Below are 14,626 nucleotides of genomic sequence, written 5' to 3'. Positions count from 1 at the left end.
CTCCCACCGATTTGAGGCAGGCTAACATGCAGGGAAGGCTTTCGCCATGCCGAAAACGCATGGCTGTCATGCATCTAACCAATTAAAATCATTGCAAATATCGCGGATTAACTGAAATCAGGTTATCTTACGCCCGGCAACATGATGGTGATCTCGTCGGCGTGGGACAGATTAAGCGCCTTGCGCGCCTGCTCGTCCAGCATGTCCTTCTCCAGCGTGCCCTCATGCATCAGCTGAACGCGGCGCTCGAGATCGATCCGGCGCGTCCTGACGGCATCGAGCCTGCCCTGCAATTCGGCAGTCTCAGCTTCGAGCCGATACTTGGAATATATCCCGAACTCGCCATGATAGGCATGGAAGCCGAAATAAGTCAGGAACACCACGCAGAGCGAGGGGATGATCAGCCGGCCGGTGTTTCTTTGCTTGTGCTGGCGTGTCCACATGGTCCGAATCCTCTAGGCCGCCTTTGTCGCCCGATTGTGCTTAATGGACGGTTACAGCCTGTTGGATTCAGAGCCAGGAAGCAAAAAAGGGCGGGAATGTGCCCACCCTCGCCGCCACGGATTTTCTCTCGAAATCAGCTTTTCACGATCGACTTGCCGGCATATTGCGCCTGCTTGCCGAGCTCCTCCTCAATGCGGATGAGCTGGTTGTACTTGGCCATGCGATCCGAGCGCGACAGCGAGCCCGTCTTGATCTGCCCGCAATTGGTGGCAACGGCGAGGTCGGCGATGGTCGAATCCTCGGTCTCGCCCGAGCGGTGCGACATCACCGCGGTATAGCCGGCCTTGTGCGCGGTCTCGACGGCGTCGAGCGTTTCGGTAAGCGAGCCGATCTGGTTGACCTTGACCAGGATCGAATTGGCGACACCCATGCGGATGCCGTCGCGCAGCCGCGCCGTGTTGGTGACGAACAGATCGTCGCCAACCAGCTGCGTTTGCTTGCCGATGAGATCGGTCAGTATTTTCCAACCGTCCCAGTCATCCTCCGCCAGGCCGTCCTCAATGGTGATGATCGGGTAGTCGGCAGCAAGTTTGGCCAGATATCTGGCCTGTGCCTTCGGGTCGCGGGTTTTCCTCTCGCCTTCATAGACGTAGTTGCCATCCTTGAAGAATTCGGTCGCCGCGCAGTCGAGACCTAGCGCAACCTCCTCGCCAGGCTTGAAGCCAGCCTGCTCGATCGATTCCATGATAAAGTCGAGCGCGGCCGGCGCACTCTTCAGGTTGGGAGCAAAGCCGCCCTCGTCGCCGACGTTGGTGTTATGGCCGGCGTCCTTCAGCTTCTTTCGCAGCGTATGAAAGATCTCCGAGCCCCAGCGCACGCCGTCGCGCAGCGTCGGCGCGCCGATTGGCAGGATCATGAATTCCTGGAAATCGATCGGGTTGTCGGCATGCGCGCCGCCATTGATGATATTCATCATAGGCACCGGCAGCACATGGGCCTTGGTACCGCCGACATAACGGTAGAGCGGCAGGTCGGCCGCTTCGGCCGCGGCCTTGGCCACCGCCAGCGACACGCCGAGGATGGCATTGGCGCCGAGCCGGCTCTTGTTTGCCGTACCATCGAGCTCGATCATGGTCTGGTCGATATGGATCTGATTCTCTGCCTCCATGCCGCCGATCGCCTCGAACAGCTCGCCGTTCACCGCCTCGACCGCCGTGAGCACGCCTTTGCCGAGATAGCGGGGGCCGCCATCGCGCAGTTCGACCGCCTCATGCGCGCCGGTAGAGGCACCGGACGGCACCCCGGCGCGACCCATCGAGCCATCTTCGAGCACGACGTCGACCTCGACGGTCGGATTTCCGCGGCTGTCCAGGATTTCACGCCCGACAATGTCGATGATGGCCGTCATTGCGATGTCCCCGATTGATCGATTGAAGCGTCGCGCACCTCTTAGCCAAAGCGCCGCAAAACGCAATCGGGGCAGTTGCAAATATTGCCCCGCGCCCATTGCCGCTCTTGGGACTCACGAAGCACAAAACACTGTCATCATTTGTCATAGGCCGCATGCCGGTTTCTGGTTTATGGCTGTTGTCGCGCGGGGCGAAACAGGAGGAGTTTCGCCATGTCCCAGTTGAGCGGTATTGTGAGTTTGTTCCTGATCGCGGCTGCGTTCCTGACGTCGTGCGACAATCAGCAACCCCCGCAGGGATCGTCGCCTTTGCCGGCCCTGCAGATTGCGCAGTAGCATCCCGTCTCATCGAAAGGCCCCCGATTTCCCGGGGGCCTTCTTGATTCCAGGAGACTTAGTCAGTGCCAGTAAGGTCAATGCCAGTAAGGCTCGACCTTGTAGTAGTTGTATGAGGCGTCACGCGCGGCCTCGCCGTCGGCGCCGGTCAGCTCGTTGATCGAGTAAGAAGGAGCGGCCATCAGCTGGTCTTTGGTGAACGGCACGACATAGCCACCCTTGTTCTCGTCATAATCAAGGCTCGCCCACGGAATGGCGTGGTATTTCTCGCCAATGCCGAGAAATCCGCCAAAACCGATCACGGCAAACATGATTCCGTTCGACAATTTGTCGAGCATGACGTCCTCGATGTCGCCGATATGAGTGCCTTCCGTGTTGTAGACCGATGTGCCGATAACCCGCGAAGCGGCGATGGCTTCGGTGTGTCCCGTCTGGGTCGTCATGGTGTTCTCCTCGTCGTCGTTGACATTAGATTTTGACAATGAGGGCCGCGGGCTAAGGTTCCAGGCGGGTTCGAAATTCTTCAAAGTTTTCTTGACGACGCTGCTGTGGCGCAACTGCTGGTTCAACCCACGCTCTTGGCAATGCGATCGAACGCCATCAGCCGTTCAAGCAATGCGGGAAGATCCTTTAGCGGCACCATGTTGGGACCGTCGGAAGGCGCGTTGTCGGGGTCCTGGTGCGTCTCGATGAAGACGCCGGCGACGCCAACCGCGACGGCCGCGCGCGCCAGCGTCTCGACAAAGCGCCGGTCGCCTCCAGACGAACCGCCCTGCCCACCCGGCTGCTGCACGGAATGGGTGGCATCGAAAATCACCGGCGCACCGATCTCGGCCATGATCGGCAGCGCCCGCATGTCGGACACCAGGGTGTTGTAACCAAAGGATGCGCCGCGCTCGGTCACCAAGACATTGGCGTTGCCGGAGCCGATGATCTTGGCGACGACGTTCTTCATGTCCCACGGCGCGAGGAATTGGCCCTTCTTCACATTGACCACCTTGCCGGTTCTTGCCGCAGCAATCAGCAAATCGGTCTGTCGGCTGAGGAAGGCAGGAATCTGCAGGATATCGGCATGCGGAGCGACGATCGCGCATTGTTCCTCAGTGTGAACGTCGGTCAGGATCGGCAGCGCAAAATTCTTGCGCAAGTCGTCGAAGATCGGCATTGCCGCTTCAAGTCCCGCGCCGCGCGTGCCGCCAAGCGAGGTGCGGTTGGCCTTGTCGTAGCTGGTCTTGTAGACGAGCCCAATGCCGAGCCTTTCAGTCAATTCCTTTAGCGCACCGGCCATGTCGAAAGCGTGCTGCCGCGATTCCAGCTGACATGGACCGGCGATCAGCGATAAGGGCGCGCTGTTGCCGAAAATGACTTTGCCGACCGCAACGGAAGAGTTCGGCATCAGTGGATTGAGCTTGTTCATGCGATCTCCCGGAAAATGAAGGCGGCGCCCTGCCCTGGCGCCGGCGGCACGATGATATCACCGCCGCGCGTGTGGTGTTCGACGGAATTGGCTGCAAGCAGCTTGGCGACGGCGTCGGCGTGCCTAATCGAAAAGACGATCCCAGCAAAGCGGAGTTCAGATGGCGCGCCGGCAGGAATGCCGAAGCGTGCCGAATAGGCTGCAGGATCCAGAATGGTCACTACGGCATTCGGCAGCTCATAGACAGTGCCGCCCTGCGCCTCGATTCCGGCTGCGATCGAAATCAAGCGGCCTTGTTCGAAAGGTTCGCCAGTGACTGCTACGACTTCGACAATGCCGGTTGCGCCATTAGCGTGCGCCTGCAACGCAGTGCGGTCGACGTTCGGCGCATCGATCCGCTCGCAGGCGAAGAGAAAAGCGTCCGTTGCCTTGCCTGTAGCCGCGAAGGCCAGTTTGAACGATGCGGTGTCGCTCGTTCCCGTCGCATCGGTAAAGGCGCGCGAAAAGCTTAGCGCGTCTCCCGCCGACAGACCGGCTTCCATGTAGCGCGCGTAGTCCGCGGCGGCGCTTTCGGTGCCCAGCGCCACGGCAGAAAATCCTTCATCGCCGTTTTCTTCGCGATAGGTGCGATCACGCGCGACAAAGACATTGCGGTTCGCGATCGCCTTTGCCACGGCCTGTCTGTCGGCGACCACGAGCGGCTCGAGATAGGTGCCGTCGGTGAGGAAGACACAGCAGTTTTCCGTTCCGAAAGGGTGGATACCTGTCGGCGCAACAGTAAAGCCAAGCAGGGTCAAGCGCGCCCGCGCAATATCGAGGCTCGCGGTCGGCAGCACTAGGTGATCGAGCGGATGAGGCCTTGCGGAGGTGTTCTCGGTCATGTCCCGCGCGGTGTGCCTCATTCCTGAAAATGGTTCAAGGCCTTGGCCGACGCCTCAGCGGCAAGACCACTATCGGCGCCTAGGGGACGGCGACTCGTCAACTTGCAACGATGTCGGCCGAATAACGCAATTCGCGTAGCGGTTTGACCCGGCTGGTCGTCTCTGCATAGAGCGGATGCGCCTTGTAGGCGGCGAGCGCCGCTTCGTCCTCGAACTCGGCGTAGACGACCACATCGATCTCATCCGAGAGCGGGTCGACCTTGGTGTTGAGCGTTACCTCGAAATGACGCGAATGAGGTATCTTGCCAAGCGCCAGGAGGCCCGTGCGCACTGCCTCGACATCCGCTTTATGCCGTGCGCTGAAGAAAACGATATGCCGGATCAACCCAGCCTCCTCGACCGTTGGACCGGCGTTCTTTTGTGTCAGCGGCAGCGTGCCGTCAATCGGCAGGTTTGTCGCGTCTGCGAACCGTAGCAGCGAAGAGAAACTACACCATGCTGGTTACATAGTGCACGATGCGGGTCACCTCCCTGACCGTCCTGTCGAGGTAGCGGCCTTGGTTGTAAATGCCGTCCCAGATCAGGAAAAAGGTGACGGTCGTGATGACGATGACATAACGCATGACTAAAACTAGCGCATATGGACGGCTGCAACCATAACGATTCCAACGCTGCTGGGGACCCTCCCCGGGAATCTTTAGCGGCCGTTTGATCTGCCCGACCGTCAAAAAAGTCCGATCGTGACGCAGGATGCGGCCATAACGGCCAATGGGAATCATATCATGCGCAGACGGACGATCTCCCTCGTTGCAATTCTCGTCGCTGCGGGCGGCATCTGGCTCAACAACACCTCGCTGCTTTCGAGCCGGCTGGCCGGCACCCCTTCGGTGCTTGCGCATCGCGGCCTGGCTCAGGATTTCGACCGTACGAACCTCGGATCGGAAACATGCACGGCCGCTCGCATGCTGACGCCGCGCCATTCCTTCCTCGAGAACACGATACCGTCGATGGAAGCCGCCTTCGCGCTCGGTGCGGACGCGCTCGAACTTGATGTCCATCCTACCACGGACGGCAAGTTCGCCGTCTTCCACGATTGGACGCTGGATTGTCGCACCGACGGCAAGGGTGAAACGCGCAGCCATGCAATGTCCGAATTGAAGACGCTCGATATTGGTTATGGCTACACTGCCGATGGCGGCAAGACCTTTCCGTTTCGCGGCAAGGGTGTCGGCATGATGCAGTCGCTGGATGAAGTCTTGCAGCGCTTCCCGAACCGGCGCTTCAACATCAACGTCAAAAGCAACGATCCCAAGGAAGGCGAGATGCTGGCTGCCTGGCTCGCCACATTGACGCCGGCCGAGCGCGCCAATCTGACGGTCTATGGCGGCGACAGGCCTATGGACGCGGTCAAGGCAGCATTGCCGGATACGCACACGCTGAGCCGCGCATCCCTGACGCGCTGCATTCTTCGCTACACTGCGCTCGGCTGGAGCGGCTACGTTCCTGATGCCTGCCGCCAGGGCACTTTGCTCATCCCCGTCAATATCGCAAAGTGGATGTGGGGCTGGCCGGACCGTTTTCTCGATCGTATGGACGGTGTCGGCAGCCATGTCTACCTGCTCGGTCCCTATTCCGGCGGCGGCTTTTCACAAGGCCTCGACGACCCAGCCTCGATCGACCAACTGCCGGACGATTATTCCGGTGGGATTTCGACGGACGCACTGGATCTGGTCATGCCTGCCATCAAGCGGCGTTTCGCACCACGTGGGTGACAAGGCCATCTGCTGGAAAAAGGTTTGCCGTACCGGACAGTATCTTAGCGCTGAGACAGTTTCGAGTCGACGCTCAAATCCTCACCTAGAGAGTGATGCGGTACTTGGCAAACCCTGCTTCGCCCTCGCCCGCCGGCTCGATCTTCAGCGACGTCACTTGCGCAATGAAATCCTTTGCCCTGGCGCCGGTCTGGAATACGACGCTGGTTCCCGGTAGTGGCGCAAACGACCAGTTGGCGTCCGCCGACGGATTGATGGTGCCTTTGCTGACGATATAACGCACGATCACATCGCGGTTGGTGTCGGGCGCTTCGTAGATGATCTTCGAGGCATTGATCTGCGGGAAATTGCCTCCGCCGCCGGCCCGGTAGTTGTTGGTGGCGACGACGAATTTCCGCTTGGGATCAATTGGATTGCCGTTGAACATCAAGTCAATGATGCGGTTCGAGCCAGCATTCACCAGCCCGCCCTTCGAATCATATTTCGGTGGCTGCGACAGATCGATTTTGTAGGTGACGCCGTCGATCACGTCGAAATTATAGGATGGGAAGTCAGTGTTGATGAGCGCCTGGTCGGCTTTGCCCGGTTCGATCCGGTTGAAGATGCCGGCCGACATTTCCAGCCATTCCTTCACCTCCGCTCCGGTGATTTCGACGGCGCGCACCGTGTTTGGATAGAGGTAGAGGTCGGCGACGTTCTTGATGGCGATATCGCCCACCGGCACGTCGGTGTAATAGTCGGCGCCGTTGCGCCCACCCGCCTTGAACGGTGCCGCTGCCGACAGCAGCGGCATATCCTTCCACTCGGTGTTCTTCAGGATGTCCTTCAAGTACCAGGTCTGCGCCTGACTGACGATCTGGACCGATGGATCGTCGGCGACCAGCGCAAAATAGGAATAGAGCGGCGCCGAGGTTTTGCCGACAGGCCGGCGCACATAGGCGAGCGTCGCCTCGTGATCCTGTTTGAGCGCGTCGACGATGCGCTGGTCGTCCGCGACGGTCGGCTTGTTCGTCTTGTCGACCCGCTCAAAGATCGGCCTGGCCTCAGAGGTCGCCGAGACGATTTTCCATGTCGATCCGTCGCGCTCCAGCAACAGATCGATCAGCCCCATATGCGAGCCCCAGAAGCCGGCCATAACGGCGGGCTTGTCTTGCAGCGTGCCTTTCGCCGGATCGACGGCTTCCAGCAACTGAAAGTCCTTCTTGCCAGGGAAGACGAGGTGCTGGTGGCCGGTGAACACCGCATCGATGCCTTCGACACCTGCCACGAAGACGGAGGCATTCTCCATCATGTCGCTTTGCTTCACGTCGATGCCGGAATGGGAGAGCGCAATGACGATGTCGGCGCCTTCTTCCTTCATTTGCGGCACCCACGCCTTGGCCGCCTCGACGATGTCGCGCGTCTTGACACTGCCTTCGAGATTTTTCAGGTCCCAGACCATGATCTGCGGCGGCACGAAGCCAATGATGCCGATCCTGATCGGTTGCTCGGCGCCCGATCCGTCTTTGATCTTCCTGTCGAGGATGACATACGGCTTGAGATAGAGCTTGTCGTCGCGCGGGTTCGCGGCGAGCTCGGTGCCGCGGATCAGGTTCGCGCAGACGAACGGAAAATTGGCACCGGCCAGCACCTTGTCCATGAACGACAGGCCATAGTTGAACTCGTGGTTGCCGAGCGTCGAGCATTCGTAGCCGAGCAGGTTCATGCCCTTCATGACCGGATGCAGATCGCCATCCTTCATCCCTCTCTCGTAGGCGATGTAGTCGCCCATCGGGTTGCCTTGTAGAAGGTCGCCATTATCGACCAGCATCGCGTTGGTTGCTTCCTTGCGCACGGCTTCAATCAACGATGCCGTTCGCGACAGCCCCATGGTGTCGTTGGCTTTGTCGGCGTAGTAATCGTAAGGCAGCACATTCACGTGGATGTCGGTCGTCTCCATAATCCTCAGATGCGCCTGATTGGCTTGAGCCCGGGCGGAGAACGGGTGCAGCATGATCAGCGCTCCGCTGGCGGCAACGCCGGCGAGGAAATCGCGGCGTGAGACGAGGTGGCGCAGTTGGGACATTCGTTTTCTCTTTCTTCCACGACGTGACAAGTCCTGCCCGAAGCAAAGCCTCGCGCCGAAATCCAGCCGAGTCCAGAAGCCGATTCCATCAAGAGGAGGTGACGCGCCGATGAATGTCCGGCAGCGAACAATCAGCCCCTATCGTCGTCGCCCTGGGTGATCAACCGCGCGCTGCGCTGACCGGTGAAGTAGATCCATAGCCAGCTCAGGGAAACCGCAAGCCGGTTACGAAAGCCGATCAGGAAGTAGATATGCGCCAAGCCCCACAGCAACCAGGCAAGCCGGCCGGTGAGCTTGATCCAGCCGAAATCGATGGCCGCGGCGCGCTTGCCGATCGTCGCCAGATCGCCGTCATGCCTGTAGCTGAAAGGACGCGGTGTCGCGTCACCGGCAAGCCTTGCCTTGATCGTCGCGGCGACGTGCCGTCCCTGCTGCTTGGCGGCGGGCGCGACGCCCGGCACCAGCCGGCCATCCGGCCGCAGGACGTGCGCTGCGTCACCGATGACGAAAATCTCCGGGTTTCCCGGCACACTCAGGTCGGGCTCGACAAGCACTCTGCCTGCGCGGTCCGCGGCCGCGCCGAGCCATTCGGCGGCCGGCGAAGCGGCGACGCCCGCCGCCCACAGGATTGTCCTGGCCGGCAAGTGTGTGTCGCCGAAGACGACACCCTCGGCATCGCAGCGCGTAACCGCCCGGCCGAGTTCGACGGTCACGCCGAGCCGTTCGAGCGCCTTCGTTGCATAACCGGAGAGTTCGGGAGCGAAATTGGAGAGGATGCGGTCGCCGGCCTCAATCAGCACCACACGCGTCTGCCGCGTGTCGATGTTGCGGAACTCGCCGCGCAGCGTGTCGTGCGCCAGCTCAGCAATGGTGCCGGCCAGTTCCACGCCGGTCGGCCCGCCGCCGACGATCGCCAGCGTCAGCAATGCCTGACGCTTGGCGGGATCGGTTTCCCGTTCGGCCCGCTCGAAAGCTAAAAGAATACGCCGTCGAATGGTGGTGGCATCCTCCAGCGTCTTCAGGCCCGGGGCAAACGGTTCCCATTCGTCATGGCCGAAATAGGCGTGCCGCGCGCCGGTGGCCAGCACAAGCGTGTCGTAAGCGACCGTGCCGCCGTCCTGCAGCAGCACGCGCTTGCCGGTGCGGTCGATGCCGGTAACGGTGGCGAGCAGCGTCGTCACATCATCGCGCTTGCGCAGGAGATGGCGGATCGGCCAGGCCACTTCGGATGTGGCCAGCGCCGTCGTCGCCACCTGGTAGAGTAGTGGCTGAAAGAGGTGATGATTACGCCTGTCGATCATGGTGATACGCACCGGCGCGCCGGCAAGTGCGCGGGTGAATTCGAGACCGCCGAATCCGGCGCCTACGACGACGACGTGATGGTTGGCTGTGTTCATCTCACTCATCCCTCTCGCCAAGGCTGATGTAAGTGTCCTTGTGCAGTGCAGCAATGCCTGCGCTGCACCTAACTGGGAGTCGTCTCTTGATGTCGTGAATACGCATGCTGCAGACTCGTTCCCAGATATAGCCTGCGTCCAGGATACGACTTGGTTGGAACTGTATGTATTGCAGGTGAAGCATGGCTAGGGATCAAGATGAAGGCTCAGCGCAGTACGCCTCGCCGCCTTGTTTTATGCACGAGCTCGACCCGGAGTTCCAACCGCCGCTATCCGACTGGACCGACGTAAGGCGCTGGCGCAAGGCCGAGCGCCAGCGATTGATCGCATCCCGCCTTGCCGTTTCAGCCGACACGCGCGCAGCCATGTCGCAGCGCATTGCCGAAGGGCTCGACGCGATGATCGGTGACATCGCCGGCCGCGTGGTCAGCCTCTATTGGCCGTTTCGCGGCGAGCCGGACCTGCGCCCGTGGATGGAAACCGTCGACGCGCGGGGCGGGCGCACGGCGTTGCCCGTCGTCGTCGAGAAAGACCGGCCGCTTGTCTTTCGCGCCTATACCCACGGAGACCGGCTGGAGAAGGGCGTCTGGAATATCCCGATACCGGCTGACGGCGATCCTGTGTTACCCGACATCGTCATTTCGCCGATTGTCGGCATCGATCCTGAGCAGTTTCGCCTGGGCTATGGCGGCGGCTTCTTCGATCGTACGCTTGCCGCGATGCCCTTCAAACCGCTGGTCATCGGCGTCGGCTACGAACTGCAGCGCATCGTCACCATCTACCCGCAGCCGCACGACATTCCGATGGACCGTGTGGTGACCGAGGCAGTCAACACCTAGGCGAGTTCGGGCCTAGGCGAGTTCAGGTTTCATTCCCACCGCTGTGCGATCGACGATTTCGCGCAAGGCAAAAGACGAATTGATCTTCGTCACATGCGGCATTGCCGACAGCCACTCCTTGTGGATACGTTCGTAGTCGACGAGATCCTTTGCCGCTATGCGCAGGATGTAGTCATATTCGCCCGACATCAAATGGCAGGATAGGACGTTCGGGCAGCGCTTTATCGCTGCCTCGAAATCCGACAACGTCTTCTCGAATTGCCCGGACAGCGATATATGCACGATCGCCGTCATCTGGTGCCCAAGTGCAGCGTTGGACAGCCGAGCGTGATAGCCACGGATGGTTCCGGATTTCTCCAGATTGTCCAGCCGCCGCGAACAGGCCGACTGCGATAGGCCGACCTTCTCGGCGAGCGCTGCATTGGGTATCCGCCCATCCTTCTGCAACGTCTCAAGAATGGCGATATCAATCCTGTCGAGCGGCATTTTTGCGAGTTCCTGCGACAATTGCAATGTTTTGCGCAACGATTATCGAAGAGTCGCCTCTCAGGCAAGCGCATTCGCAAACACTTATCGAGCGATTCGTGGTTCACTATCCCTAGACAGGGAACGAGCCCCAAAGGGCCGGATCAGGAGAAAAAAGATGCGCGTCGGTTGCCCCCGGGAAATCAAGAATAACGAATACCGCGTCGGCCTGACACCGGGCTCGGTCCGCGAATATGTCGCGCATGGCCATGAGGTGCTGGTCGAGACCGGCGCCGGTGCAGGCATCGGCGCCGATGACAACGCGTATCGCGCTGCCGGCGCCACGATCGCCAAGACGGCAGCCGACGTGTTTGCCAAGTCCGACATGATCGTGAAGGTCAAGGAGCCGCAGCCCAACGAGTGGGTTCAGCTCCGCGACGGCCAGATCCTCTATACCTATCTACATCTTGCCCCGGATCCGGAGCAAACCAAGGGCCTGTTGGCCTCCGGCGTGACCGCGATAGCTTACGAGACGGTCACCGACGAGCGCGGCGGCCTGCCGCTCTTGGCGCCGATGTCGGAAGTTGCCGGCCGCCTGTCGATCCAGGCGGGCGCCACGGCGCTGCAAAAGGCCAATGGCGGCCGCGGCGTGCTACTTGGCGGCGTGCCCGGCGTGCTCCCCGGCAAGGTCACCGTGCTCGGCGGCGGCGTTGTCGGCCTGCATGCCGCACGGATGGCGGCCGGCCTCGGCGCCGACGTCACTATCATCGACCGCTCGATCCCGCGCCTGCGTCAGCTCGACGACATCTTTGGCGGCCGCGTTCACACCCGCTACTCGACCGTCGAGGCGCTGGAGGAAGAATGTTTTTCGGCTGACATAGTCGTCGGCGCCGTGCTGATCCCGGGGGCAGCAGCGCCCAAGCTGGTGACGCGCGAAATGCTGTCGGGCATGAAGAAAGGTGCCGTGCTGGTCGACGTCGCCATCGACCAGGGCGGCTGTTTCGAGACCTCGCACGCCACCACCCATGCCGAGCCGACCTATGAAGTCGACGGCATCATCCATTATTGCGTCGCCAACATGCCGGGTGCGGTGCCGGTCACCTCGGCCCACGCGCTCAACAATGCTACGCTGCACTATGGCCTGCAGCTCGCCGACAAGGGCCTCAAGGCGCTGGTAGACGACCACCATCTGCGCAACGGACTGAACGTCCACAAGGGCAAGATAACGAATCGCGCGGTGGCCGAAGCGCTCGGTTACGAACTGGTCGAGCCGAAGGCCGTTCTCGCGGCCTGAGCTGTCCGAATCTGCCTCTCCAGTGCCCGTCGGATTCGTCCGACGGGTTTTTCCTATGTCGGAAAGCTGAAAAGTGGCGGGCGCGCGGAATAACTGGACAACAAAAAAGCGGAGCCAAAGCCCCGCTTCCTCGGTTATCGAGATTTCCGCCGGTTCATCCGCGGTCGGCAAATCGATCGACAGTCTCTTTCTACCGCTTGTATGCGACGGGAGTGCAACAGGCCCAAGCCGGTGCAGCCTGTTCGGTTACGCGCGGTCGATCCGGCACTGATAGCAATTGTTGCGGGCCGAGCGGATGTGGACGTAGGCAATGTCGTCGCGTTTGAACAACGTCTCTGCCCGTGCGGCAATGGCGTCGGTCGGAATGACGCCGCCGCTACCGTAAACAATACGGTCGTCCTTGCCATAACCGCGCACGATGTAATCGCTGCTTTCGAGCATTTCTGGAAGCAACTCAACCTCGGCAGCGCGTTCGCATTCTTCCGCATGCAGAAAGATCGGCCCGGTTTCGGCATAAGGCTGCAGCTCCGGAAAAGGCCGATAGGCCAGAACAAGATAGGCTTCTCCCGCAGCAACATTCTTCAAGCAATGACGGCAAGGCACGCCGTCGCCGTCCGAAATCTGCCGCTCTGGCATCAGGCCATAAGCATCCGCCCCGCCGCGCTGAAGTGCCCGGACCGCATCGGTTGGCAAGGCTTTGAATCTTATCGTCATGGCAAAATCTCCGGTGTCGTTGACCGGAAATTATGCTCGCAAGACAGAGCTTCCCACCCGATTCCTGCCGAAATGGATCAGTCCATCAGCGCGTCGAGACCGCGAACCAGACCCTTGATCTGCTGTACCCGTCTGATGGCGAGCAGCGTGCCCGCCACATAGGGTGCCGCGGACGAGCCGGCGTCATGGCGGATGGTCAGCCGCTCGTCTGGCAGGCCGAACAGCGCCTCGCAGGACAGGATGTAGGACGGCAGGCGAAGCGCGTGCACTTGCACCCCCTCGCCTGCGCCGACCGCACCCCCGCGTGTAGCCGGCACGCCAGAGACCTCGGAAACCGGCTTTGCCGTTGAGGCCTTGCGGATGTCGGCCAGCGCCTCAGCAAGCTCCCGTGCGGTACCGGAGGGCGCGTCGGGCTTCTTTGCACTGGCATAATCGATGACCTCGACATCCGGCACGTATTTTGCCGCCATAAGTGCAAACCGCTTCATCAGCGTGGCGGTGATGGAAAAGTTGCCGGCGGCAACGACGCCGACGCCGTTGGCGCGCGCCGCAGCATCGATGTCGGCATAGTCGGCAGCACCCAGTCCCGATGTGCCGATCACAGCGTGCCGTCCCTTGTCGATGGCGAGCAGCACATGGTCTTTCACGACATGCGGCTTGGTGAAGTCGACCAGTACGTCCGACGGCGCCTCCAGCGCCTCGGCCAGCGAAGCCGAAACGACAATACCATTAGCCGGCATGCCAACCAGCAGACCGGAATCCTGCCCAGCGCCGCTGCGTGACACGGCCCCGGCCAGCGCCATGTCGCCTTGCGCCCCGATCGCCGGAACCAGCGCCTTGCCGACCCAGCCCGTCGCGCCGGCCATTACCACCCGTATTGTCATCGTGCGATCCTCCATCACCATCGGTTTTTAGACGACAGCGATATGGAAAGTGCTAGGCTCATACAAGTCGGACACACATTTGAGTGTTGATCCAGACCCTGGGCGTGGCAACGACAAGCTGAAGCCTGGATGAACGGGCCTGAAATCAGGGCCGCATGACGCTGGCCGCGCGCTCGGCGAAAGACATCGGATGTACGACCTCTTTTTTTTGCGCCACTGGCGTAAAGCCTAGTTTTTGATAGAGCGGCAGTGCTGCTGGGTGATCGAGGGTACAGGTTTGCACGGTTACCCGCCTTGGCCCGTGCGACCACGCCGCGGCGATTGCCGCACCGAGGAACCAGCGGCCGATGCCCTGCCCGGTCGCGTGCTCCATCATTCCGAAATAAGCGAGTTCGACTTCCTCCGGCAAATGCGGCTTGAGGTCGAAGAACCCGGCCGGCGCACCATCCAGATAAAGCACCCTGATGTCACGGTCCTCGCGGTGGATGCCCGCCGCAAGCTCCTCGTCGTTCAGCCTCAACACATTGACCCAGTGCCATTTGCGGCCGACCCGATCCATCAAATAGCGATAGAAATGCAGCGGAATGTCTTTGGTCTTGAGCAGTGCGATCTGGCGGTTGTACGGCAGCGGCGGCGAATAGGCAGGCGGCACATGCATTTCGAGAAACGTCACGGTGACGTCGATGTCTTCCAGCGATCCGTCTTCCATC

Annotated in this window: 17 protein-coding genes; 4 read left to right on the top strand and 13 right to left on the bottom strand. The window is 60.8% G+C overall.

The window, feature by feature from the left end:
- Positions 1 to 122: 122 nt before the first annotated feature.
- Together NMG46_RS08245 and eno are read right to left on the bottom strand one after the other, a co-directional pair.
- A complete protein-coding gene (locus NMG46_RS08245) occupies positions 123 to 443 on the bottom strand; it encodes a septum formation initiator family protein (protein ID WP_254817189.1) in 321 nt (106 codons plus the stop codon).
- Positions 444 to 577: 134 nt separating this feature from the next.
- Positions 578 to 1,852, bottom strand: coding sequence for a phosphopyruvate hydratase (eno, locus tag NMG46_RS08240; RefSeq protein WP_254817188.1), 1,275 nt, complete (start codon positions 1,850 to 1,852; stop codon positions 578 to 580).
- A 213-nt stretch (positions 1,853 to 2,065) separates the two neighbouring features.
- On the opposite strand from eno, the gene NMG46_RS29680 reads away from it, so the two are divergent.
- Positions 2,066 to 2,188, top strand: a complete 123-nt coding sequence (locus tag NMG46_RS29680; protein ID WP_084642452.1) for a hypothetical protein — start codon at positions 2,066 to 2,068, stop codon at positions 2,186 to 2,188.
- 77 nt (positions 2,189 to 2,265) lie between these two features.
- On the opposite strand, the gene NMG46_RS08235 is transcribed toward NMG46_RS29680, so the two are convergent.
- The 5 genes from NMG46_RS08235 to NMG46_RS29675 form a co-directional block, all read right to left on the bottom strand.
- Complete coding sequence (locus NMG46_RS08235; protein ID WP_023675091.1) at positions 2,266 to 2,631, bottom strand: PRC-barrel domain-containing protein; 366 nt, start codon at positions 2,629 to 2,631, stop codon at positions 2,266 to 2,268.
- A gap of 122 nt (positions 2,632 to 2,753) precedes the next feature.
- On the bottom strand, positions 2,754 to 3,605 hold the full coding sequence (gene kdsA / locus NMG46_RS08230; RefSeq protein ID WP_254817187.1) for a 3-deoxy-8-phosphooctulonate synthase: 852 nt from the start codon (positions 3,603 to 3,605) through the stop codon (positions 2,754 to 2,756).
- Complete coding sequence (locus NMG46_RS08225; protein ID WP_254817186.1) at positions 3,602 to 4,486, bottom strand: VOC family protein; 885 nt, start codon at positions 4,484 to 4,486, stop codon at positions 3,602 to 3,604. Before NMG46_RS08225 ends, kdsA begins: the two co-directional genes overlap by 4 nt.
- A 97-nt stretch (positions 4,487 to 4,583) precedes the next feature.
- Positions 4,584 to 4,871: a Dabb family protein gene (locus tag NMG46_RS08220; RefSeq protein WP_254817185.1), complete on the bottom strand. Its 288-nt coding sequence runs from the start codon at positions 4,869 to 4,871 to the stop codon at positions 4,584 to 4,586.
- A gap of 103 nt (positions 4,872 to 4,974) precedes the next feature.
- Positions 4,975 to 5,109: a hypothetical protein gene (locus tag NMG46_RS29675; RefSeq protein ID WP_292655342.1), complete on the bottom strand. Its 135-nt coding sequence runs from the start codon at positions 5,107 to 5,109 to the stop codon at positions 4,975 to 4,977.
- Between the two features lie 159 nt (positions 5,110 to 5,268).
- On the opposite strand from NMG46_RS29675, the gene NMG46_RS08215 reads away from it, so the two are divergent.
- On the top strand, positions 5,269 to 6,258 hold the full coding sequence (locus NMG46_RS08215; protein ID WP_254817184.1) for a glycerophosphodiester phosphodiesterase family protein: 990 nt from the start codon (positions 5,269 to 5,271) through the stop codon (positions 6,256 to 6,258).
- An 85-nt stretch (positions 6,259 to 6,343) separates the two neighbouring features.
- On the opposite strand, the gene NMG46_RS08210 is transcribed toward NMG46_RS08215, so the two are convergent.
- Both NMG46_RS08210 and NMG46_RS08205 read right to left on the bottom strand, forming a co-directional pair.
- Entirely contained in the window at positions 6,344 to 8,323 is a 1,980-nt protein-coding gene (locus NMG46_RS08210) for a bifunctional 2',3'-cyclic-nucleotide 2'-phosphodiesterase/3'-nucleotidase (protein WP_254817183.1), read from the bottom strand.
- A gap of 131 nt (positions 8,324 to 8,454) precedes the next feature.
- Complete coding sequence (locus NMG46_RS08205; RefSeq protein ID WP_254817182.1) at positions 8,455 to 9,720, bottom strand: NAD(P)/FAD-dependent oxidoreductase; 1,266 nt, start codon at positions 9,718 to 9,720, stop codon at positions 8,455 to 8,457.
- Positions 9,721 to 9,902: 182 nt separating this feature from the next.
- On the opposite strand from NMG46_RS08205, the gene NMG46_RS08200 reads away from it, so the two are divergent.
- Positions 9,903 to 10,559: a 5-formyltetrahydrofolate cyclo-ligase gene (locus NMG46_RS08200; RefSeq protein ID WP_254817181.1), complete on the top strand. Its 657-nt coding sequence runs from the start codon at positions 9,903 to 9,905 to the stop codon at positions 10,557 to 10,559.
- Between the two features lie 12 nt (positions 10,560 to 10,571).
- Here NMG46_RS08200 and NMG46_RS08195 read toward each other — a convergent pair whose 3' ends face one another.
- On the bottom strand, positions 10,572 to 11,045 hold the full coding sequence (locus tag NMG46_RS08195) for an Lrp/AsnC family transcriptional regulator (RefSeq protein ID WP_023675099.1): 474 nt from the start codon (positions 11,043 to 11,045) through the stop codon (positions 10,572 to 10,574).
- 157 nt (positions 11,046 to 11,202) lie between these two features.
- Between NMG46_RS08195 and ald the strand changes: the two genes are divergently transcribed.
- Complete coding sequence (ald, locus tag NMG46_RS08190; protein ID WP_254817180.1) at positions 11,203 to 12,318, top strand: alanine dehydrogenase; 1,116 nt, start codon at positions 11,203 to 11,205, stop codon at positions 12,316 to 12,318.
- 246 nt (positions 12,319 to 12,564) lie between these two features.
- On the opposite strand, the gene NMG46_RS08185 is transcribed toward ald, so the two are convergent.
- From NMG46_RS08185 to NMG46_RS08175, 3 genes are all read right to left on the bottom strand, one after another.
- Positions 12,565 to 13,032, bottom strand: coding sequence for a DUF1203 domain-containing protein (locus NMG46_RS08185; protein WP_254817179.1), 468 nt, complete (start codon positions 13,030 to 13,032; stop codon positions 12,565 to 12,567).
- A gap of 77 nt (positions 13,033 to 13,109) precedes the next feature.
- Positions 13,110 to 13,916: a 4-hydroxy-tetrahydrodipicolinate reductase gene (dapB, locus tag NMG46_RS08180; RefSeq protein ID WP_254817178.1), complete on the bottom strand. Its 807-nt coding sequence runs from the start codon at positions 13,914 to 13,916 to the stop codon at positions 13,110 to 13,112.
- Between the two features lie 145 nt (positions 13,917 to 14,061).
- On the bottom strand, positions 14,062 to 14,625 hold the full coding sequence (locus tag NMG46_RS08175) for a GNAT family N-acetyltransferase (protein WP_254817177.1): 564 nt from the start codon (positions 14,623 to 14,625) through the stop codon (positions 14,062 to 14,064).
- Position 14,626 lies beyond the last annotated feature (1 nt).

This window comes from Mesorhizobium sp. LMG 17147, assembly GCF_024297145.1.
Taxonomy (GTDB): domain Bacteria; phylum Pseudomonadota; class Alphaproteobacteria; order Rhizobiales; family Rhizobiaceae; genus Mesorhizobium.
The sequence above is the reverse complement of the archived record's forward strand: the minus strand, read 5'-3'. Positions and strand labels throughout refer to the sequence as shown.